The organism is Mycobacterium sp. ABE4_509, from assembly GCF_056160785.1.
Genome location: NZ_JBSWXU010000021.1, coordinates 1 through 20,948, shown reverse-complemented (window position 1 = coordinate 20,948; position 20,948 = coordinate 1). Strand labels below are relative to the sequence as shown.

The following is a 20,948-nucleotide window of genomic DNA, read 5'->3' as shown; positions in this document are numbered from 1 at the left end:
CGCCGCTACCGCAACGCAGAACGTGCTCCGTGGGCCATCGCTCGGTCCGCCAACGCCCCGATGACCGGCGCCAACGCCAGCGAGTAGCCGGCCGCCAGGTGGTTCCAGTCGAAATAGACCAGAGAGTTGCCTACGATCACCGGGCACAGGTGCTCGGTGCAGAAGAGGTCGGTGAGGTCGGCGTGTTGTCCACCGCCGGCTTCGGTGGCGGCAGCTTCCGCTTCGATCGACCGCGCATCCGCTGTGGCGATCGATCGCACCGCCGCGCACGAGGCTGCGTCGTCGAGGTGATGAGACAGGCACACCGGCACCACGGTGTGTGGATCTGGAATGGGGCCGAGTACCAGAACTTGGGACCCGTTGCTTCGCAACATCTGAACGGTTCGGTTCAAGCTGGCGATCCACGCTGCGTCATACGACCGGAATCCCGACTCCCAGATGCCTGAACCGTATCCGCGCCACATGCCCAACACGACCAGTCGAGGTGGTTTGTCCCGCAGTCGATCCATCATTTCGGCTCGCCATTCCTCACAGGAGGTGTAGTCCCCGTTCACCACGTGGTTCTTGATTGGCAGGTCGAGAAGGGGGCAGCCAACCTTGGCCGATGTCTCCAGCCGCCAGCCTCGTTCGATGGCGGCCTGCCGTAGTGCCGGATTCCACATCGCGGCATGCGAATCACCCACAAGGGTCACCGTCGTGGTCGAAGCGGTGTCCCCTGTCACGCACTCGGGCTGCCCGGTCTCGAAGAAATCCCGCATGCAGCCCTCGAGATATACGGTGGTTTCCTGGGTTGACGCGGCCGCGAGTGGGGGGTCCAGGTTGGACGGGACGGGCCCGAGGTCGGCCGAGGCCGCCACCGCTGCCTGGACTTCGGCAAAGGCCTGCCGCACCGCAGAGTCATAAGACCCGATATCCGAACCAGCCGGCACCGATTCGACGGTGACCTTCAGCGGTTTGGCCGCCGCTCCGTGACCGACCGGAGTCGGCACGACTTCGACCATCGAAAAACCCACGAACACGGCAATGGCAGTCGCCGCAGCGCCGAGCGCCAGGCTGCGCCCAGCCGAGTCGCGCACTTTCGGTGCGAAGCGCAGAGGGTTCTCGACGTAGCGCATCGTGAGCCAAGCCAGCCCAGCGGCGAATGCCGCCGCGGTAAGCCGGGCACCCAGCCCAAGCGGATGACCGACTATGACCGGCACGAATATCAGCACCGGCCAGTGCCACAAATACCAGGAGTAGGAGATCCTGCCGATGGCACGCATCGGCGCCAGGCTCAACAAACGCCCCGCGCCGTAGGTCGGGATGGCACATCCAGCACCGATTATCAGCACCGTGCCGATGGTCGGCAACAGCGCAGCCACGCCAGGGTACGGCGAGTCCGGACTCAACCAAGTACAAGCCAGTACGAGCAGAGTGGACCCCGCCCAACCAGCCACTGCCGCCAACCTCCGCGGCAGTTTGGCCCAGCGTCCGACTGACAGCGCAACCAACCCACCCAGCGCAAGCTGCCAGGCTCGAGTGGGCAGCGAATAGAACGCTACGGCGGGCACGACATAAGTGGCCAAGTAGGAGAGCCCGAAAGACACCGCTGCGACCACAGACAGCACGACCAGGTAAGGACGGTGCGACGGGATGTCCGCCGCCTCGCGACGTCGCCGGGACCGGCGGATCAGCCACGCCGCCCCGAGGATCATCGGCGCCCACACCAGATAGAACTGTTCCTCGACCCCGAGTGACCAGTAGTGCAGGAACGGAGACGGCACGAGGAGGCCGGCCGAGTTGAAGTAGTCGACACCTTCGAGCATGAACCGGTAGTTGCTGACGTAGAGGGCGCTGGCGATTCCGTCCCCGAGTACTGCCGGTGCCTGCAACGGGGGCAGCCAGATCGCCGTCGCGATCATCGTGATGACGCCGACCGCAGCGGAGGCCGGTAGTAGTCGCCGGGCTCGCGCACCGTAGAAGCTGCCAAGCCGGACCCGACCGGTCGCGCTTACCTCACGCCACAGCAGCCCCGTGATCAGAAAACCCGAGATGACGAAAAACACGTCGACGCCGACATACCCGCCGCTGAGACCGGGTAGTGACGCGTGAAAGAGGACAACCGCCACAACTGCTACGGCGCGTAGTCCTTCGATATCCGTCCGGAATCCTGGCCGCGGCAACTGCCGATGCGCCCGCTCTTCAGTCGAGCCGCGTCCGTCCGCCTGGGGCAAGGTCACCTACTCGAGAGGAGAGTTCTGCAGCGACAATGGGCAATTCGATGCCCGAACCGAACTTGAGCGCTGTTATTCGATCTATTTCCGAACGAGGTATCCGTGCGGCGCAAATGACCACCCGAATTTTTCCTCGCGAACCAGGTCATGTGTGTAGTCGTCGGGGAATTCTTTCTCGTAGGCCTCGATGGCTTCGTAAGGCCCGGGCCCCCATTCAGGAGCAACCGGATGTCCGTTGAGGAGGGAATCCTCGACGACCAGGTAGTCGCCGGCCGAGAGCAAAGGTCGCAACAACTGCATCTCGGCCAGGACATGATCTCTGGAGTGATCGCTGTCCAGGATGGCGAAGACCCTTCCTGGATATTCCTGTCGCAGAAGACGAATACGTTCAGCAATCTCAGGAGCGGTGGATGAGGACTCCACGAACAACACGTCGGGATCCCGCCTCGCCTCCGGCCTGAGAAGCTCGTGGCTGACATCAACCGAGAGGACCTTGAACGGCTGGCCTATCTGTCGCATGACGCTCGCCCAGAACAACGCGGAGCCACCGAACGCGGTACCGAACTCAATCACCAGAGAGGGTCTGATCTTGACAAGGATTTCCTGGTAATTCCACATATCAGAAGGCGACTTGTAGGTCTCGACCCCCATCCAAGTGGTGTCCTGCCACACCAGATTGTTGAAGTACCATTTCGAGTATTCCTCGGGCTCAGAGCCTGTCGGGCGATAGAAGAGTTGGGAAAACAGGCGGGTGTTCCGTCGATCGAAGGCAAGCTGGTTCAGGATCCGGAACTTGGTCCCCAGGGTCGATCGTTTCGATTCGGACTGTTGTTGGCTCGACATGCCAACCCTTCTCTCGAAGTGGCTCTCGATGCGGCCGAATCGTAGCAGGACAAACCTAACCCAACTACCGTTTTCTCAGTTGGACAGGCGATCACGCGATCCACGAGCCCGAACACCCATGCTCGGCGAGTGCAGCGAGCCGGAGAAGGGACCGTCGTCATCGGCTCGCCACGCCGACGCCGAGTATCTGACTGCGACACAGTCTGGTTCGTCGCCCTCTTCGGTGGGGCGTCGCCGGTATCGCGACCAGCCGAGTCAGTCGCCGAAGTGAACGTGATCGAGATGCTGCGCCACTCGCAGCGCGTTGGCCGCAACCGTCAAGCTGGGGTTCAAACCAGCGCTGGAGGGAAAGAACGAGGTGTCGACGACGTAGAGGTTGTCCACCTCGTGCGCCCGGTTCTGCGGGTCGAGCACGCTGGTCGCGGGGTCGGAGCCGAAACGGCAGGTGCCGCAGACGTGACCCAGGTTCGCATTGTTCTTGCCGTTGCCCAGCTTGCGCGTGCGAAAAGGTGCCAGCAACTCTTCGAACAGGCGCAGAAATTCGGCGTGTCGCGCGGTTTCACTCGCATGCAGCCGGTACCGGATGCGCATCCGCTGGCGCCCATCGGAACCCGCGCGCTCGCTGGGCAGCACGCGGTTGTCCAGGTAGGGGAGATCCTCCATCATCGCGGCCAGCACCAGGCCTCCGGTGAAGAACCGCTGATACACCGCCCGCACCGCCGGGCTCATCAGGCGAAGCGCCCTTCCCTTCAGTCCGGGGCGGTTGGTCACCCACTCCATCGGCGGTATGGCGCCGAACGACTGGACGGTTCCATACTTTTGCCCCTGCAAGAAATAGAAGTCGTTGAGGCCGATCTCCTTGTTTGCCGCCGTAATCTGCGAGTCTGGCTCTGGCCAGATCTCGACCGGGTCGAGCAGATGGCGCATCAGGTTGCGCCCCACCCAGTCCGAACCGTTCGCCAGGCCGCGGGGCCATTCGCCTGATCGGGAATTGAGCAGCAACAGCGGGGTGGCCAACGCGCCGGCTGCCAAGACGATCACCTTGCCCTTCAGCGCAAGCCGCTCGGAGCGGTGCTCGCAGATCACCCGTCGCACCTGGTTGCGATCGGCGTCCAGCGCGACCACCGTGCACTGCGCGAGTAGGTGGGCGCCGTGGTCGGCGACGGCGGGCAACACGCAATTACGCGCAGCGTCGTTCTTGCAGGACTGGGCACAGAGAAAGGTCTGACAGGTCCTGCAGTCGTCGGTGTACTCACAGGCCATCGGCAGGTGATAAGGATGCAGGCCCCGTCCGGTCAGATATTCGACCAGTGGCTGGTTGTCGGACGAGAACGGCGGCGCCTCGGGCAGTCCGACCTGCGCCGCTTCGGCCCGCAACGGATCGGCTTGCCCCCGAACCCCGAGCAGCTTCTCGGCCTCCGTGTACCACGGCGCCATCTCGTCGTAGGTGACCGGCCAGGCCTCCGGCACAGTGGAAGTGCCCGGATCGGCAAAGTTCTCCCTGGGCGTGAAATCGCGGGCGAAGAACCGTTCGCACACCATGCCGTAGAGAGCCGAGGAACCGCCTGTCCCGCTGCCGATGAACGGCACGAACCGCGTGGGGCGCCGGCCGCTGATGTCTTCCACCTCGTCGGTGGAGCGACCACCGCGGGAGAGTGCGTCGAGATAGGTCTGCAGCGAATGAGTAGCCCAGGGCTCGGCTAACTCGGGCACAGCGGCGCGAATCGTGTCCGGCGCACCCGGCAGAGTCGACCGGCCCTTCTCGACGAACAGCACCCTGCGTCCGGATCGGGCCAGGCGGTGTCCCAGCACCCCGCCACCCATGCCGGTACCGACGACGATCACGTCCCAGTCGATGCGTTCCGCTTCGCGCGCACTCAATGCGCCGTCAGCCACAATCGGGCTCCTCAGCAGACGTGACCCAAAGGTTTTCCTGGTCTTGGTGATTGGGGATCGTATCAACCATGTTTCAATGCCAATCAGCGAACGCCTACAGGACAGTGCGAAAACCGGCGATAATGACGCGCGGTGTGGTGACCGCACGACGACCGGAGGAGCCGGACTTGCGATGAGGTTGGTGCTGTCGAGCTACGGCGGTCGCGGCGACATCGAACCCGCCGTCGTCGTCGGCCGCGAGCTGCAACGCAGAGGACATGACGTTGTCATCGCGGTCCCGCCGAACCTGGTGGAATTCGCGAAGTCGGCGGGCCTTCGCGCGGTCGCCTACGGGCTGGATTCCGGGGCCATTCTCGACGCCCAGCGCAGGTACTTCACCGTCTACTCCCGCACTCCGTGGAAGCTCAAGGAGCTCAACAGGATGGCCAAGGAGACCGAGCAGTTCGCCGCCGAGTGCTGGGCTGACATGACCACAACACTGGCGTCGGTGGCTGACTCGGCCGACCTGATGTTGACCGGCCTGATCTTCGAGCAGCCCGCCGCCAACGTCGCGGAGTCCTACGACATCCCCCTGGTCACACTGCAGTACTTCCCGGTAAGACCCCACGGCCGGCTGCTGCCCTTCCTGCCGGCACCGCTGAGCCGCCTGGCGATGAAGGCCAACGACTGGGCCGCATGGCGCGGGACCCGCAAGGCCGAGGACGCACAGCGCCGTGGCCTGGGCCTACCGGCGGCGACACGCCCCGCACCGCGGCGGATCGCCGATCGTGGCGCGTTGGAGATCCAGGCCTACGACGAAGTCGTCTTTCCCGGCCTAGCCGCCGAATGGGCGAAATGGGGCGCCCAGCGCCCCTTCGTCGGCCCGCTGGCCATGGCCTCACCCACCGACGCCGACGACGAAGTCGCCAGCTGGATCGCCGAAGGCAGCCCACCGATCTTCTTCGGCTTCGGCAGCGTGCCGATCGGCTCCCCGACAGACACGATCGCCATGATCGCCGCAGCCTGCACACAACTGAGCGAACGCGCCATCGTCGGCTCCGGCGGAACCGACTTCAGCGACGCCACCCACCACGACCACGTCAAAATCGTAGGCCAAGTGAACTACGCAACGATCTTCCCCACCTGCCGAGCCGTCGTGCACCACGGCGGCGCGGGCACCCTGGCCGCATCACTGCGAGCCGGCGTACCCCAGCTCATCCTCTGGACACTGCCCGACCAACCCTTCTTCGCCGCCCAACTCAAACGCCTCAAGGTCGGCGCCGGACGACGCTTCTCCACGACAAACCAAAAAACACTGGTCACCGACCTACGCCGGATCCTCACCCCGCACTACGCAGCACACGCCCGCGACCTGGCCCCCCAGATGACCCAACCCCACGACAGCGCCACCGCCGCCGCCGAGCACGTGGAGTCATTCGCACGTCAGAGATGCGAGATTTGAGCGACGGCGGGCCGCTGAGGCCGCATCGGCGCACACATGCGGAAAAGTTCCGAATTCAGGACAACTAGCGAATTGTGTCGACTAAGCTCCGGGCGGGATTGTTGGTCGGGGCGGCAGCCTCGTTTTGCGTACCCCACGTCACGCGAACTGAAGGGCTAGGACCCGCGATGGCTCAAGGCGTATTCGGACGAAGCGACGCCGAGATCGACCTGCTGGTGCGCGGCATGCGGTCCGGCGTCGCCGTCGTGGGCTTCGGCTACATCGGCACCGTGATCGGTGCGGTGCTGGCCGATCGCGGCTGGCCCGTCACAGGGATCGACGTCCGGCAAAGCGTTGTCGACGAGATCAACCTCGGCAAGAGCACGGTTCCCGAGCCGGGGCTAGCCGAGCTGGTCTCCCACAATGTCCAAGTCGGCCGTCTCCGTGCCACCACTGATTTCGGTGTACTGCCCGACAACGACTTCATCGTGGTGACTGTCGGAACACCGCTCGGACCGGGCTACGAGCCCATCGTCGACCACATCACCGCCGCGGCACAGGCCGTGGGGGAGCACCTGCGTGCCGGTCACCTCGTCATCCTCAAGAGCACCGTGCCCCCGGACACCACCGAGAAGCTCGTACGGCCGATACTCGAAGAAGCCTCGGGGCTTCAGGCAGGGGTCGACTTCGGCCTCGCGTTCTGTCCTGAGCGGCTCGCCGAAGGCCAGGCGATCCACGAGCTCACGTCGATCCCCGTGGTGGTCGGCGCCGTCGATGAACGCAGCGCGCGCGCATGCTCGGCACTGTGGCGCCACGCGCTCGGCGTGGAGTCCGTGATCGTCGAGAACCCGCGCACCGCAGAGATGGTCAAGCTCGCAGACAACCTGTGGGTCGACCTGAACGTCGCGCTGGCAAACGAGTTGGCCAAGGTGTGCGACGGCCTGGGAATGGACGCACTCCAGGTCATCGAAGCCGCCAACACCATGCCGAAAGGCACTGGTCCGGTCAACATCCTCAAGCCCAGCATGGGCGTCGGCGGCTACTGCCTGACCAAGGATCCCTGGTTCGTCGACCACCTGGGCAAGTCGGTCGGACTCGATCTGGAGATTCCGCGGACCTCTCGGACCGTCAACGACACGATGCCGGCCTACACCTTCGGGCTTCTCGAACAACTCCTGGCAGACCAGGGCAAGGCGATCGGAACCAGCAAGATCGCGGTGCTCGGTATCGCGTTCAAGAACAACACCGGCGACTGCCGCCTGACGCCGACCAAATACGTCGTCGAACTGCTGGAGAAGTCCGGCTGCAGGCTCTCGATCCACGACCCCTGGGTCGTGCCCGAGGAGGCCCTCGAAGTCACCAGGATTCCGCTGACCGCCGACATCGAGTCCGCGGTCGAAGACGCTGATGCCGTGGTTTGTCTTGCAGGACACCGGCAGTTCCACAAGATCCCTCTGGTCCAGCTGGCCGGATTGGCCGCACCCGGCTGTGTGTTCCTCGACGGCCGTAACAGCTTCGACCCGGCGGCAGCACGCGCCGCCGGTTTCGCCTACAAGGGGATCGGCCGATAGTCCGACGCCAGGTCAGGCGAAAATCGCTCTACTGCAATGAAAGAGAAAGCATGGCAAATGTCGTCGTCACCGGCGGTTACGGATTCGTCGGATCGCATCTGGTCAACGCTCTACTGAACCGCGGAGACTCGGTCACGGTCTTCGACTTCGCCAAGAACACCCGCGACACCAGTATCGATTTCGACCGACATCCGAATTTCCGGTTCGTACAGGGCGACGTCACCGATCGTGGCTCGCTCGAACAGGCCGTGACCCCGGACGTCGATACGGTCTTCCACCTGGCTTCGGTCGTGGGTGTCAACAAGTACGTGGAGGATCCGCTCCGCGTCGTCGATGTCAGCGTGACGGGAACGCGCAACGTTCTCGAGCTGTGCCATCGGCACGGTGCGCGCCTGGTGTTCACCAGCACCTCGGAGGTGTACGGGAAGAACCCGAACACGCCGTGGGGCGAGGACGACGACCGCGTGCTCGGTTCCACCCGGACCGCACGGTGGAGTTACAGCACGAGCAAAGCGATGGCCGAGCACATGGTCTTCGCGATGCACGATGCCCACGGTCTGCCGGTGACGGTCGTGCGGTTCTTCAACGTGTACGGACCTCGGCAGAACCCGATCTTCGTGATCTCGAAGAGCATCCATCGCATCCTCAACGGTCTGCAGCCGTTGCTGTACGACTCGGGCGCTCAGACCCGATGCTTCACCTACGTCGACGATGTGGTCGCGGGCACCTTGCTGGCCGCCGACAGCGACGCGGCAGTCGGTGAGTTGTTCAACATCGGGAGTATGACCGAGACGACGATGCGCGACGCCATTGCTCTGGCGATGAAGATCGCCAATGTCGAAGCGGTTTCGGACACCACGGCATTCGACACCGCCAGGCAGTATGGGTCTCGCTACGAGGACATCCCGCGCCGCGTGCCCGATTCGACCAAGGCCCAGCGCGAGCTGGGCTGGCGTCTGGAGGTCGACCTCGAGGAGGGTCTGCGCCGCACCATCGATTGGGCGCGGGCCAACCCGTGGTATCTCGAAGCGCCGACCGGCGATTCATCGTAGCGGCGACCTACAGCGATACCTGTTGGGCGAAGCGTCGAGCGTTGCGGCACTTCTGCTTCCACTTCACCGAACGCAAACGGTGAGCGGAAGTTAGGATACCTAATATGAAAGTCGTGCTGGCGAACTGGGGGACTCGCGGCGAGATCGAGCCCTTCGTGGCCGTCGGCCGCGAGCTTCTGAAACGCGGACATGACGTGCACATGGCAGTCGCCCCGGAGATGGTCGGCTTCGCCGAGTCAGCGGGCATCACGGCTGTCGCCTACGGGCCAGACCTTAATGCGATATTGGACCCACATCGCGACTACTGGACATGCTTTTTCAGCACGCCCTGGCGACTTCGGGAACTGAACCGGTTGATGGCCGAAGTCTCCGAACCGCTCAGCCAGTACCGGACACAGGTCAGGACGACGCTGCTGTCGCTCGCCGAGGATGCGGCGCTGCTCGTGACGGGAATGAATTTCGAGGATGTCGCCGCCAATGTCGCCGAGCACTGCGATATTCCGCTGGGCACGCTGGTGCACTTCCCGATCCGCGCCAACGGGCAGATCCTGCCATATCTACCGGCGCGGTGGCGACGCTCGGCCATGACGGCGCTGGAATGGCTGTCGTGGCGCGGGGAACGAAAGTCGCTCGATGAGGGCGAACGCGGTGACCTCGGGCTGCCGAAAGCGACCGGGCCCTGGCCGCAACGGATCGCCGACCGCGGGTCCCTGGAGATCCAGGCCTACGACGAGGCCTGCTTTCCTGGCCTGGCCACCGAGTGGGCTTCCTGGGATGACCACCGCCCCTTCGTCGGTGCTCTGACCATGGAGCTGGAAACCGATGCCGACGAAGAGGTCGCGTCGTGGATCGCAGCTGGAAAACCGCCGGTGTGCTTCAGTTTCGGCAGTGTAGGGGTCGAATCTGCGGCGGATACGCTCGCGATGATCAGTTCGGCCTGCGCGCACCTGGGCGAGCGGGCATTGGTGTGCGCTGCCGGATCGGACTTCGCCGACCTCCCGCATCCCGACCACGTCAAGGTGGTCGGGGCGATGAACTATGCCGCGGTGTTTCCCGCCTGCCGTGCGGTCGTGCACCACGGCGGCTCAGGCACCACGAACGCCGGCCTGCGCGCCGGGCTGCCCACCTTGATCCTCTGGACGCTGCCCGACCAGTCGCTCTGGGGAGCGCGAGTCAAGAAGCTGGGAGTGGGCAGCTGGCGACGCTTCTCCGGAACCACCGAGAAGACACTCATCGCAGATCTGCAGACCATCCTGACCCCCCGGTACCGCGCCCGAGCCCAAGAGCTGGCGTACCAGATGACCAAGCCCACCGAGAGCGTCACCATCGCCGCCGACCTCATCGAGAGCTACGCGCAACACCGACGCGTTGTGGCGCGGGGGAGTTGACGGCCCGCCGGTCGGCGCCGATGTGTCCGCAGGGTTGAGGTCAGGAACGCTCGGGCTGTTCGGCGATCCAATCGAGCAGCGCAGAAAGCCCGTCTTCGAGAAGCCATTTCGGACGCCAGTCGAGTTCTTCGACGGCCGGCTCGATATCGCACCGTGCCGCGCGGACGTCACCGTCGCGGAATTTGCCCACCACGACGGGGGCCGGGGCATCGCAGATGGTCGCCACCTTCTGCGCCAGCTGGTGGATCGTCGTCGGGACACCCGAGCCGATGTCGACACAACGGTGCTGCACGGCAGGTCGGCGCACTGCGGCGAACAGCGCCTCGACGACATCGTCGATGTAGACGAAGTCACGCAGAATTCTGCCGTCCTCGTAGACCTCCAGCGCGTGACGGGCGCGTGCCATTCGCGCGAACAGGGCCACGATCCCGGTGTACGAGTTCGTCAGCGACTGGCCGGGCCCGTACACGTTCTGCAGCCTCAACACGCTCAGACAACTGTCGTGGGCGGCGGCCCAGGCTGCAAGGATGTGCTCTTGGGCGAGTTTGGTCGCAGCGTAGATGTTGGTCGGGCGCGGCTCGGTGTGCCCGGCACTACTCGGAAGCGGCACGGCGGGAGCGCCATTGGGTCCCTGCGGGTCCCAGATCCCGGCGGCCAGCTGGGCGTGGCTGCGAGGTTGCGGGTAGAAGACCTGCGCGCCCGACTGCCAAGCTCCCTCACCGTACACCGCGCGCGACGATGCCAGCACGAGCTGCTCGGGAACATAGTGGGCGCGGCTGAGGGCGTCGAGGAGTTGGGTCGTGCCCACCACGTTCACCGAGCCATGGCGGGTCGCCTCGGAGAGCGACTGTGCCGTTCCCGTCTCGGCGGCCAGATGCACGATCTGGGTGGGACGGCACAGGCGTAGCACCGCGTCCAGGTCGGGGGCGTGGGTGACATCACCGGTGAACAACCGAGCCGACGGCGGTAGTCCGACCGTCGACCGTTCGCCGTGCACCTGGGGATGCAAAACGTCCAGGACGGCAACCTCGTACCCGGATGTCACGAGACGGCGTGCAAGCGCAGAACCGATGAACCCTGCTCCGCCGGTGATCAAGATGGACCCTGGCAACAGCTGACCCTCCGAATTCGCTTGTGGGCCCGAAAGGACCCCGTGTGTGCGGGACCGGCGCCGAGCGCCGTGACCCTCGTTGTTGAACTGTGTTCGCGACCGGCGATGTGCACCAAATCAATCCCTGGCCAGCGCACGGTCGGCCAACGACCCGATGACCGGACCCAGCTGTCCGGAGTACTCGAGTGTCAGGTGGTACCGGTCGAAGAAGACAAGCGTGTTTCCGACAATCACCGGGCACCGTTCGGTGGTGCAGAACAGATCCGTGAGGTCAACGTAGTCACCGCCGGCCGAGGTGGCCGCGGAGTGCTCGGCTTCGATACCGGATTCGTCGACCGCGACCGACCTTCGCGGCGAGCAGGCCTGCACGTCATTGAGATGACCGGACAAACAGATCGGCACCGAGGACGTTGGACTCGGAGTGGGGCCGAGCACCAGCACCTTTGCGCCAGTGCCGCGCAAGTCGACAACCAGCTGCTTCAGGCTCTCGATCCATACGGGGTCGTATGCGGTGAAGCCGGTGAGGGATTCGTCGATCCCGTACCCGCGCCACATGCTCACCACCACGAGCTGGGGACGTTCGGCCCGCAGCCGCGCGAGTATCTCGGAACGCCACAGCGCGCAATGCTGGAACTGCTGCAGCAGCCGGCGCAGTGGGTTGGTGATGGGTAGATCCATCAGGGGGCAGGCGCCCTTGGCAAGCATCAGCAGCCGCCAGTTGCGCTCCTCGGCGACGTTGCGCAGTGCCGGCGTCCACATGGCGGCATGTGAGTCGCCGACGAGGGCCACTGTCGTCGGTGAGTCGGTGTCGCCCATCGCGCACTCGGGTTGTCCGCTCTGAAAGGGCGAGCGTAGACAGCCGCCGAACAGGACCGCCTCCGACTCCGCGGCCGCGTCGGCGAGAGGCGGTTCCAGGTTGGACGGAACGATTTCGAGGTCCGCGGATGCCGCGACTGCGGCCTGCACCTGGGCGAAGGCCTGCCGAACCGAGGCGTTGTAGGCCTCGCGACCCGAACCAGCCGGCGTTGGCACGGCGGCTACGGTCAGCTCCGGCGCCGGTACTCCGCGCCCCACCGGGGTTGGCACCACGACCAGCATTGCCATACCGACGCTGACCGCGACCGCGGTGGCCAGGCCGCCCATCCCCAGGCTGCGCCACGCGGAATTGCGGATCTTCGGCGCGAAACGCAATGGATTCTCGACGAACCGCAGCGTCAGTACGGCCAGGCCAAGGGAGAACAACGCAGCTGCCAGCCGGCCGGTGATTCCCAGCGCACCCCCGAACATCAGCGGCGCGAATATCAGCACTGGCCAGTGCCAGAGGTACCACGAATAGGAGACCCGGCCGATGGCCCGCATGGGTGACACCGCAAGTACCCGGCCGCAACCCCCGTCCGGAGCTGCGCAACCGGCGCCGATCACCAACGCAGCTCCCACCACCGGCAACAGCGCGGCCGTACCGGGATACAACGTGTCCGGCCCCAACCAGACACACGAAAACAGGATCAGGACCAACCCGGCCCATCCCGTGATTGCCGCGTCTCGCCTGGACAACCGGCGCCATCGGCCGGCGGTCAGGGCCACCAGCCCACCCAGCGCCAATTCCCACGCCCGGGTCGGTAGGGAGAAGAACGCTACCGCGGGCACGACGTAGGTAGCGGCAAACGACAACAGGAACGACACACCGGCGACGGCTACCAACACCGCCAGGAAAGGGCGCTGCGAACCGATCGCACCGGCCCCAGGACGCCGGCGCACCCGCCGGATCAACCACGCCGTGAGGATGATCAACACCGGCCACACGAGGTAGAACTGCTCCTCGACTCCCAACGACCAGTAGTGCTGGAACGGCGAGTGCGGCAGATCGCCGGCGAAGTAGTCCACACCACGCAGGGCGAACCAGTAGTTGCCGACATACAGCGCGCTGGCGATGCCGTCGGTCATGACGGTGCGGGCCTGCAACGGAGGCAACAGAACCGCCGCGCCGATCATGGTGACCACACCGACCAAAGCCGATGCCGGTAACAACCGACGGGCGCGAGCCCCGAAGAAGCCGCGCAGTCGCACGGTTCCGGTGGTGCTGACCTCCCGCCACAGCAACCCCGTGATCAGGAAACCGGAGATGACGAAAAACACGTCCACACCGACGAATCCACCGCTGATTCCGGGCACCTCGGCGTGAAACAGGACCACCGCCAACACCGCGACAGCACGCAGTCCCTCGATATCCGCGCGAAATCCACTACGCGCCATGCTCCGTTGCTGCAGTCCGTCAGCAGAGCTCACGCTGTCGGTCTGACGCAAGGTCACCCACCTAGTAGCAATACGCGGTCTTTCGAACCGACGAATTATCACATCCGTCGCGCTGCGAAAGGGCTGCTTTCGGGGCCTGGGGTGCAGCCGATGCGCGACCTCGCGTGACCACCGGGGTGCCCAGCAACCTCTGCTTCGCCGGTTCACAGGCCGCTGCGCAACGATCCCTGCAGTCCGTGCTCGCCGAGGAGGAGCCGTCGGGATCCGCTGACCGAACACCAGATATCCGCAGGGCTTTTCAACTGGGACACAACTGAGCTGATTCGGCCTAGTCTTGCTGCCGAGAACCTGGAGGTGGACGGGTGGGTGTAGTCGACAAGGGCACGGCGGATCGCACGAGCAGCACGACTGTGGATCGGACCAGCCTGCATCGGGTCTGGAAAACGATTCTGCTCGCCATGGCACTCGCCGTTGCCGTTGCGTGTTACTTCGTGCCCGTCCTGCTTGCCGTGATGGGCCTGCTGCTGGTGTCGCTGCTGGTGGCACGCGCGGTCTATCGGGGACGCGACCGCTACATTCCCAACTTGTACGCCCGCGACATCCGAGTGTACGAGGACGATTACCGGGAGTTCATCGGCGGCACGATGTCCGATCTTCGCCGGTGCCGGATCGGCGATCACGTGCTGCTGCGGGAGGCATCCCAACTGAGTTTGTCGTCTGGCTCGGACGCCGAGGAACTGCTCCTCGACCTAGGGGTTTGGATCGGGTGGTCGACCCGATTGGTCTCGGATGCCTGCGACCACACGGTGTACGGGTTCGACACCTTCGAGGGACTTGTCGAGGATTGGCAGATCGATGACCAGATGGTGGTCAAGCGGGGCACGTTCTCGCTGTCGGAACCGCTCGCAGAACGCTTCATCCGCGATACCGGTGTGACCTTGAATGACGGACTTCCCGCCCCGCTCGGTCGGGACGTGCAGTTCATCAAGGGAAGCACCTACGACACGTTGGTCCCGTTTCTGTCCGATCGGCCGGCGGCCCCGATCAGGCTCTTCCACATGGATCTCGACACCTACGAGAGCTGCTGGCACGCCCTGGAGACCTGCAAGGACCACTTCGTTGAAGGCTCGGTCCTCGTCTTCGACGAGTTTCTGGTCACCAATGGCGAGATGCGGGCGTTCTACGAGTTCCAGCGCGAGTACGGTCTCGAGTGGCGATACCGGGCCTGGGGTCTGGAGATCTGGGAGATGAACGTCGAGATGGTCGCCTCACGGTGGAAGCGCCTGGCGTACTATCTCATTCTGATCGGCGGATACTGGCTGTTGGGCGACGGTAGCTATGTCTGGAGATTCTTCGACAAGCGGTTCTGGCGATTCTGGCTCGGCGCACCCTTCGGCGACATCGTCTTCATGCTCGGCGCCGCCGGACAACGCAAGTCGGTGAGTCTGGAGATCACCGGTCTGGGCAAGCTCGACCGCAACCGACGGCGGCTCGCAGACGACGGATGACGGCCGGCCTCAGGCGTGGTCGACGATCCACTCGGTGGTGAAACGCAGCACCTCGGGAATGCTGTCAGCCAGATTCGCACCGATGGTCTTCTCGAGACTGCCGCCCACCAGCGGGATCCTGACCACGACCCGACCGCTGAAACGCAGTTGCGAGCCGACCCCGCCCGGCACCAGCGAGGTCTTTGCACGACACGAGCCCAACCCACCCGAGACGGTGACCCCGACCGCACCATTCAGCTGGCCGTTCGTATCCGGAACCCATTTTTCGGAGTGCTCCAATTTCAGTTCGCCGGCAACCCATTTCGCTACGGGGCCCGGTAGTTGCTGTGGAACCAGCTGCTGGATCAGGCTCACGGTCACGGCGCCGTCCTCGTCGACCACCAACGAATTCAGCGTGGCGGCGGCGCCGCTGGTCGCGAGCCGGTCCAGCCAGTAGTCCTCGCGGCGGTATGCCGCCAGAATCTGCTCCACGCTGGCGGGCGATTCGGTGACGCCGTCGAACGAACGCGACATTCAGCCATCCTTACCAAAGTGACGGTCCCGGTGAGCGAACTTTTGTGCGCTGCGAGTTCGCCAGATGAGCACTGTCTTACCGCATTCCCTTGTGGGCGAACCCCTTGTGCGGGCACTATCGTCGCGTGGACATCAACAACGGGCTGGTGATGTTGGCGGATGCATTGCCCGGCGTGAACAGGATCCGGGCCGTGCAACGGGCGCTTGCCGGACGGTCCGACCCCGTCTATCTGGAGATCGGGGTTTCGCGTGGACAGGCGTTCCAGCGGATCAGCGCCGACGTGAAGATCGCCGTCGACCCGGCCTTCAAGATCTCGGAGCGCACCCGCGAACTCGCCGACGCCAAAGCGCGTGTCACCCACTACTTCGAGACCACCAGCGACGCCTTCTTCGAGAACGAAAAGGCCTTCCTGGCCGAGCACCCCGTCGACGTCGCGTTGATCGACGGGCTGCACACCTACGAGCAGGTCGTCCGGGATGTCGAGTACACGGTGCGTCACCTCAAAGACGACGGCGTCATCTTCCTGCACGACTGCAATCCGCCGTTCGCCCTGGCCGGGCGGCGTGCCGAGTCCTGGGACGAGTTCATCGCCCAACAGAAGGGTCCGCTGGTCATCGGGATCTGGAACGGCGACGTGTGGAAGGCGATCGTCCATCTGCGCAGCACCCGCCCCGACCTGGTGATCGGCGTACTGAAGTGCGACCAGGGCGTGGGATTCGTCCGTAAGGGATCGCCGGAGCAGACGCTGTCCTATTCCCCGGACCAGATCGACGCACTCACCTATGCCGATCTCAAGGCCGACCGCAAGCGACTGCTCAATCTGAAGCCACCCCGCTACCTGGGCGAGTTCCTCGCTGGTGCCGGGTCTTCTTCGCGGTGACGACGCCGCCGGCAGGCGCCGACGCGGCATGCCGCAGAACCTCCCACGGGAACGCGAGCGACTAGGGGTTTCGATGAAATTCGTGTTGGCGACGTGGGGAAGCCGCGGCGATATCGAGCCCTCGGCCGCCGTCGCCCGCGAGTTGCTGCGCCGGGGCCATGACGTGTGCATTGCCGTTCCGCCCGACCTGGTCGGCTTCACCGAGGCAGCGGGCATCCCCACCGTCGGCTTCGGCCCGGATTCGAAGACGATCCTGGACGCCCACCGCGACTTCTGGACCTGCTTCTTCAGCACCCCCTGGAAGATCAGGGCGATGATCAGACCACGGGTGGAGATCGCCGGCCCACTGCTGGAGGGCTGGCAGGAGATGAGCACCACGCTGGTCTCGTTGGCCGACGGCGCCGACTTGATCTTCAGCGGGATCAACTTCGAAGATGCCGCAGCGAACGTAGCCGAGTACCACGACATCCCGTTGGCCACGCTGCATTACTTCCCGTTGCGCCCCAACGGCAAAGTGCTGACATTCCTGCCGCCCGCGTTGGGAAGGGCAGCGGTGCGGGCGTTCTGGTGGCTGTCCTGGCGGGTGATGAAGAAGGTCGAGGACACTCAGCGCGAGGAGCTCGGACTACCGAAGTCCACCGGCTCTGCACCGCACCGGATCACCGAACGCGGGTCACTGGAAGTCCAGGCCTACGACGAAGCGTGCTTCCCGGGCCTGGCCGAGGAGTGGGCGGACCACAAGGATCAGCGGCCGTTCGTCGGCACCCTGACACTGGACTTGGCCACCGAGGCCGACGAGGACGTGCTGTCATGGATCTCCGCAGGTAAACCACCGATCTACTTCGGGTTCGGCAGCATCCCGGTCGAATCACCCGCCGATACGATCGCCATGATCAGCGCGGCCTGCGCGCAACTCGGTGAGCGCGCGCTGATCGGCGCGGCCGGAACCGACTTCGGGAGCGTTCCGCACGACGAGCACGTCAAAGTGGTCGGCGCGTTGAACTATTCGGCGGTGTTCCCTGCCTGCCGCGCTCTGGTCCACCACGGTGGTTCGAGCACCACGCCCATCGCGATGCGAGCCGGGGTGCCGCAGTTGATCCTCTACTGGGACATGGTTCACGCGATCTACGGCGCCGCGGTCAAGCGGCTCGGGGTCGGCACCGCCCGGCGATTCTCGACGGCGAGCGAAGCTTCTCTGGTGGCGGATCTGCGCACCATCCTCGCTTCGGACTACCTCGCACGTGCCCGCGACCTCGCCACGCAGATCACCGAGCCCCCCAAGAGCGCCGCGGCGGCCGCCGACGTGCTGGAAGATTTCGCCCGCCTCCAACGCGTCAGTTGACCGTCCGGGTCGCCCGAGAAACTCTCGCGAGCACACCGCGCTCGTCCACGCACCCCAAGCCTCCTCGAGGTGATCGAAGGGCCCGGCGCAGCCCTGAACTGCGGCGCATCGCCCGCCGGCAGGCTCCCCGTGCCGAGTCGGCGCGATCGGCAAACCTGACGAGCAAATCGAAATTCAGCGAATTTTTACGCTTCCGTCGTCGAAATCGACCGACAGGGTGATGGGGGTCACATTCAAGTGCGTGACAGGGGTCACAGCGGGCGGTTATGGTTTTACAGCCTGTCACCCGCGTGTCAACTCGAACCGTCTGGAGAGAACGTGAGCAACAACCCGTTCGACGATGACAACGGCAGCTTCTTCGTCTTGGTCAACGACGAGGAGCAGCACAGCCTGTGGCCGGCGTTCGCTGACGTTCCCGCTGGCTGGCGGGTGGTTTTCGGCGAATCGGAGCGGTCTGCATGTCTGGACTACATCGAACAGAACTGGACTGACATCCGGCCGAGGAGTCTGCGCGAGAGGCTGGCGGCGGGCCGGTCTGCGGACAAGTAGGGCGTCTGGATAGGGGAGTCCCATGGAGCCTGACGACCGCGTGTTTCCGTTGACGCGCGCACAGCTCGACATCTGGTTCGAGCAAGAAATGAACCACTTCGGCGCAGAGTGGCAACTTGGGCTGCTGGTGAAGATCGAGGGCGCGGTCGAACACGACGCCCTCGAATGGGCGATCAGCCGGGTGATCAAGGAGGCCGAACCGGTCCGTGTCTCGATCGACGAAGTCGACGGGCGAGTCGTCCAGCGGGTGGTCGACTATCCGGATGTCGAGTTGGCGTTCCATGACGTGAGCCACTCGCCCGATCCCGCCGGAGAAGCCCAGCAGATGGCCCTGGCGATCCAGCGGTCGCCGATGCCGTTCAGCGGACCGCTGTTCAAGTTCGCGTTGTTCCAGACCGGCCTCGACGAGTACTACCTGTTCGCCTGTTTCCACCACATCGTCATCGACGCAGCCGGGCTCGGACTGATCGGCAATCGGGTCGCATCCGTCTACTCCGCGCTGGTTTCCGGGGAACCCGTCCCGCCCGCCTTCTTCGGCTCGTTGCAGGACCTCGTCGACTGTGAAGCGCAGTACGAGGCATCTGGCGAGTACCGCGACGACGAGGCCTACTGGACCGACAACCTGCCCGAGGCAGGCGATCCGAACGGCCTCGCGCCTGCGCAGGGCGACCCCGATCCCAACTGGCACTCGTCGCCAGTCCCGTTGGCCCCAGGGGTCCTTCGCCGGATCGACGAGCTGTCGCACGTGTGGAACATGCCCCGGTCGTCAGTCATCACCGCGGCGTGCGCGCTGATGGTGCGTGCATCGTGCGCGCAGGGCACCGAGGTGGTGCTCGACTTCCCGGTCAGTGGCCGGGTGCGTCCGGAGTCCAGGACGCTACCCGGCATGGTGGCCGGAGTGGTGCCACTGGTGCTGAACGTGCAGGCCGGCGACTCGGTTGCCGGCTTCTGCCGGGAGGTCGACGCGCGAATCCGGGAAGCGTTGGACCATCAGCGTTTTCCGGCCCACGCACTGGAACGCAAGACCCGCGGTGCGGACCAGCGGGCCGACAGGGTTGTCGTCAACTTCGTCCCGCTGTCGTTCTCGCTGGACTTCGCCGGTGCGCAGGCATCGGCGTCGATGACGAATTCAGGCTTCGTCGGAGGCCTAGGCCTGGTCTTCGCCGGCACCGGCGACGAGTTGTCGCTCAACACCCTCGGCGCCGGCCAGCTGTTCGCGAACTCCGACGTCGCCGACTTGGCGCGACGGATGGAAAAGGTGTTGGTGGCAATGGCCGCCGACCCGGACCGCCGATTGTGCTCGATCGACGTCGTCGACAATGCCGAGCTTGCCCAGGTGAGCGAGTGGGGTAATCGTGCGGCGTTGGCCGGGTCGGACGGTGGTGTGGGTTCGATTGCCGGGGCGTTCGCGGCGCAGGTGGCCCGTGATGCCGATGCGGTGGCGGTCAGCTTCGGTGCCGAGTCGTTGACCTACCGTCAGCTCGATGAGGCCTCGTCACGGCTGGCCTCGATGTTGGCCGGCCGGGGTGTGGGTGCCGGTCAGCGGGTGGCGTTGTTGGTCCCGCGCTCGGCGCAGGCGGTCGTGGCGATGCTGGCCGTGGTGAAAACCGGTGCGACGTATGTGCCGATCGACCCCGCGGTACCGGTGGCGCGCATGCAGTTCGTGCTCACCGACTCCTCGCCGGTCGCCGTGCTGACCACAGCCGAGTTGCGCCCACGGCTCGACGACTGCGATCTGGCGGCCATCGATATCGGGGTGCTCGGGGATCCCGGGGATCCCGGGGATCCCGGGGATCTCGGGGATCTCGGGGATCTTGGGGACCTCGCAGACGTCGGCGACATCGCAGACCCCGCCGCCACGCCGGCCCAACCGGGCCCTGACGACATCGCCTACATCATCTACACCTCAGGCACCACCGGAACACCCAAGGGCGTAGCGATACCGCACCGCAACGTGATCCGGCTGCTGAGCACCCTCGACACCGACATCGAACTCGCCGGACAGGTGTGGTCACAATGCCACTCACTGGCCTTCGACTTCTCGGTCTGGGAGATCTGGGGAGCACTGCTGCACGGCGGCCGGCTGGTCATCGTCCCCGACACCGTGGTCCGCTCACCCGAAGACCTGCACGCCCTGCTGATCAGCGAACAGATCACCATCCTCAGCCAAACCCCCTCAGCGTTCTACGCCCTGCAGGCCGCCGACGAGCTCACCGCGAAATCGGAACGCGAACTTGCCCTCGAGGCGGTGGTCTTCGGCGGGGAGGCACTCGAACCACAACGGTTGGCCGCGTGGTCGGCGGCACATCCGGGCTCACCCCGGCTGATCAACATGTACGGCATCACCGAAACCACCGTGCACGCCTCGTTCCGCGAGATCACCGCCACCGACCTCGACAACCCCACCA

At 65.0% G+C, this 20,948-nt stretch carries 15 protein-coding genes; 9 read left to right on the top strand and 6 right to left on the bottom strand.

The annotated features are described in order from the left end of the window. Positions 1-5: 5 nt before the first annotated feature. From ACXAID_RS07200 to ACXAID_RS07190, 3 genes are all read right to left on the bottom strand, one after another. Entirely contained in the window at positions 6-2,219 is a 2,214-nt protein-coding gene (locus tag ACXAID_RS07200; RefSeq protein WP_475021508.1) for an acyltransferase family protein, read from the bottom strand. A 75-nt stretch (positions 2,220-2,294) separates the two neighbouring features. Further along, a complete protein-coding gene (locus ACXAID_RS07195; RefSeq protein WP_475021507.1) occupies positions 2,295-3,056 on the bottom strand; it encodes a rhamnosyl O-methyltransferase in 762 nt (253 codons plus the stop codon). 255 nt (positions 3,057-3,311) lie between these two features. Beyond that, entirely contained in the window at positions 3,312-4,952 is a 1,641-nt protein-coding gene (locus tag ACXAID_RS07190) for a GMC oxidoreductase (RefSeq protein ID WP_475021506.1), read from the bottom strand. Between the two features lie 172 nt (positions 4,953-5,124). Between ACXAID_RS07190 and ACXAID_RS07185 the strand changes: the two genes are divergently transcribed. The 4 genes from ACXAID_RS07185 to ACXAID_RS07170 all read left to right on the top strand — a co-directional run bounded on the left by ACXAID_RS07185 (position 5,125) and on the right by ACXAID_RS07170 (position 10,383). After that, positions 5,125-6,393 carry a glycosyltransferase gene (locus ACXAID_RS07185; RefSeq protein ID WP_475021505.1) on the top strand — a complete coding sequence of 423 codons (1,269 nt, stop codon included), beginning with the start codon at positions 5,125-5,127 and terminating at the stop codon, positions 6,391-6,393. A 167-nt stretch (positions 6,394-6,560) separates the two neighbouring features. Further along, positions 6,561-7,943 carry a nucleotide sugar dehydrogenase gene (locus ACXAID_RS07180; RefSeq protein ID WP_475021504.1) on the top strand — a complete coding sequence of 461 codons (1,383 nt, stop codon included), beginning with the start codon at positions 6,561-6,563 and terminating at the stop codon, positions 7,941-7,943. A 50-nt stretch (positions 7,944-7,993) separates the two neighbouring features. After that, positions 7,994-8,995, top strand: coding sequence for an NAD-dependent epimerase/dehydratase family protein (locus ACXAID_RS07175; protein WP_475021503.1), 1,002 nt, complete (start codon positions 7,994-7,996; stop codon positions 8,993-8,995). A gap of 104 nt (positions 8,996-9,099) precedes the next feature. Next, complete coding sequence (locus tag ACXAID_RS07170; RefSeq protein ID WP_475021502.1) at positions 9,100-10,383, top strand: glycosyltransferase; 1,284 nt, start codon at positions 9,100-9,102, stop codon at positions 10,381-10,383. Between the two features lie 40 nt (positions 10,384-10,423). Here the strand turns inward: ACXAID_RS07170 and ACXAID_RS07165 are convergent, their stop codons facing one another. Together ACXAID_RS07165 and ACXAID_RS07160 are read right to left on the bottom strand one after the other, a co-directional pair. Next, the gene (locus tag ACXAID_RS07165) at positions 10,424-11,482 is read right to left on the bottom strand and encodes an NAD-dependent epimerase/dehydratase family protein (RefSeq protein ID WP_475021529.1); all 1,059 of its coding nucleotides are present in this window, start codon (positions 11,480-11,482) and stop codon (positions 10,424-10,426) included. Between the two features lie 129 nt (positions 11,483-11,611). After that, positions 11,612-13,747 (bottom strand): acyltransferase family protein, encoded by a 2,136-nt coding sequence (locus tag ACXAID_RS07160; protein ID WP_475021501.1) that lies wholly within the window; start codon positions 13,745-13,747, stop codon positions 11,612-11,614. 458 nt (positions 13,748-14,205) lie between these two features. Here ACXAID_RS07160 and ACXAID_RS07155 point away from each other — a divergent pair, with 458 nt between their 5' ends. Further along, complete coding sequence (locus ACXAID_RS07155; RefSeq protein ID WP_475021500.1) at positions 14,206-15,255, top strand: class I SAM-dependent methyltransferase; 1,050 nt, start codon at positions 14,206-14,208, stop codon at positions 15,253-15,255. Positions 15,256-15,264: 9 nt separating this feature from the next. Here the strand turns inward: ACXAID_RS07155 and ACXAID_RS07150 are convergent, their stop codons facing one another. Beyond that, a complete protein-coding gene (locus tag ACXAID_RS07150; RefSeq protein WP_475021499.1) occupies positions 15,265-15,768 on the bottom strand; it encodes a DUF2505 domain-containing protein in 504 nt (167 codons plus the stop codon). A gap of 149 nt (positions 15,769-15,917) precedes the next feature. On the opposite strand from ACXAID_RS07150, the gene ACXAID_RS07145 reads away from it, so the two are divergent. The 4 genes from ACXAID_RS07145 to ACXAID_RS07130 form a co-directional block, all read left to right on the top strand. Further along, complete coding sequence (locus ACXAID_RS07145) at positions 15,918-16,649, top strand: class I SAM-dependent methyltransferase (RefSeq protein ID WP_475021528.1); 732 nt, start codon at positions 15,918-15,920, stop codon at positions 16,647-16,649. 73 nt (positions 16,650-16,722) lie between these two features. Beyond that, on the top strand, positions 16,723-17,991 hold the full coding sequence (locus tag ACXAID_RS07140) for a glycosyltransferase (RefSeq protein WP_475021498.1): 1,269 nt from the start codon (positions 16,723-16,725) through the stop codon (positions 17,989-17,991). A gap of 318 nt (positions 17,992-18,309) precedes the next feature. Beyond that, positions 18,310-18,540: an MbtH family protein gene (locus ACXAID_RS07135; RefSeq protein WP_475021497.1), complete on the top strand. Its 231-nt coding sequence runs from the start codon at positions 18,310-18,312 to the stop codon at positions 18,538-18,540. A 22-nt stretch (positions 18,541-18,562) separates the two neighbouring features. Continuing rightward, positions 18,563-20,948 (top strand): AMP-binding protein (locus ACXAID_RS07130; RefSeq protein ID WP_475021496.1); only part of this gene is annotated, 2,386 nt, incomplete at its 3' end.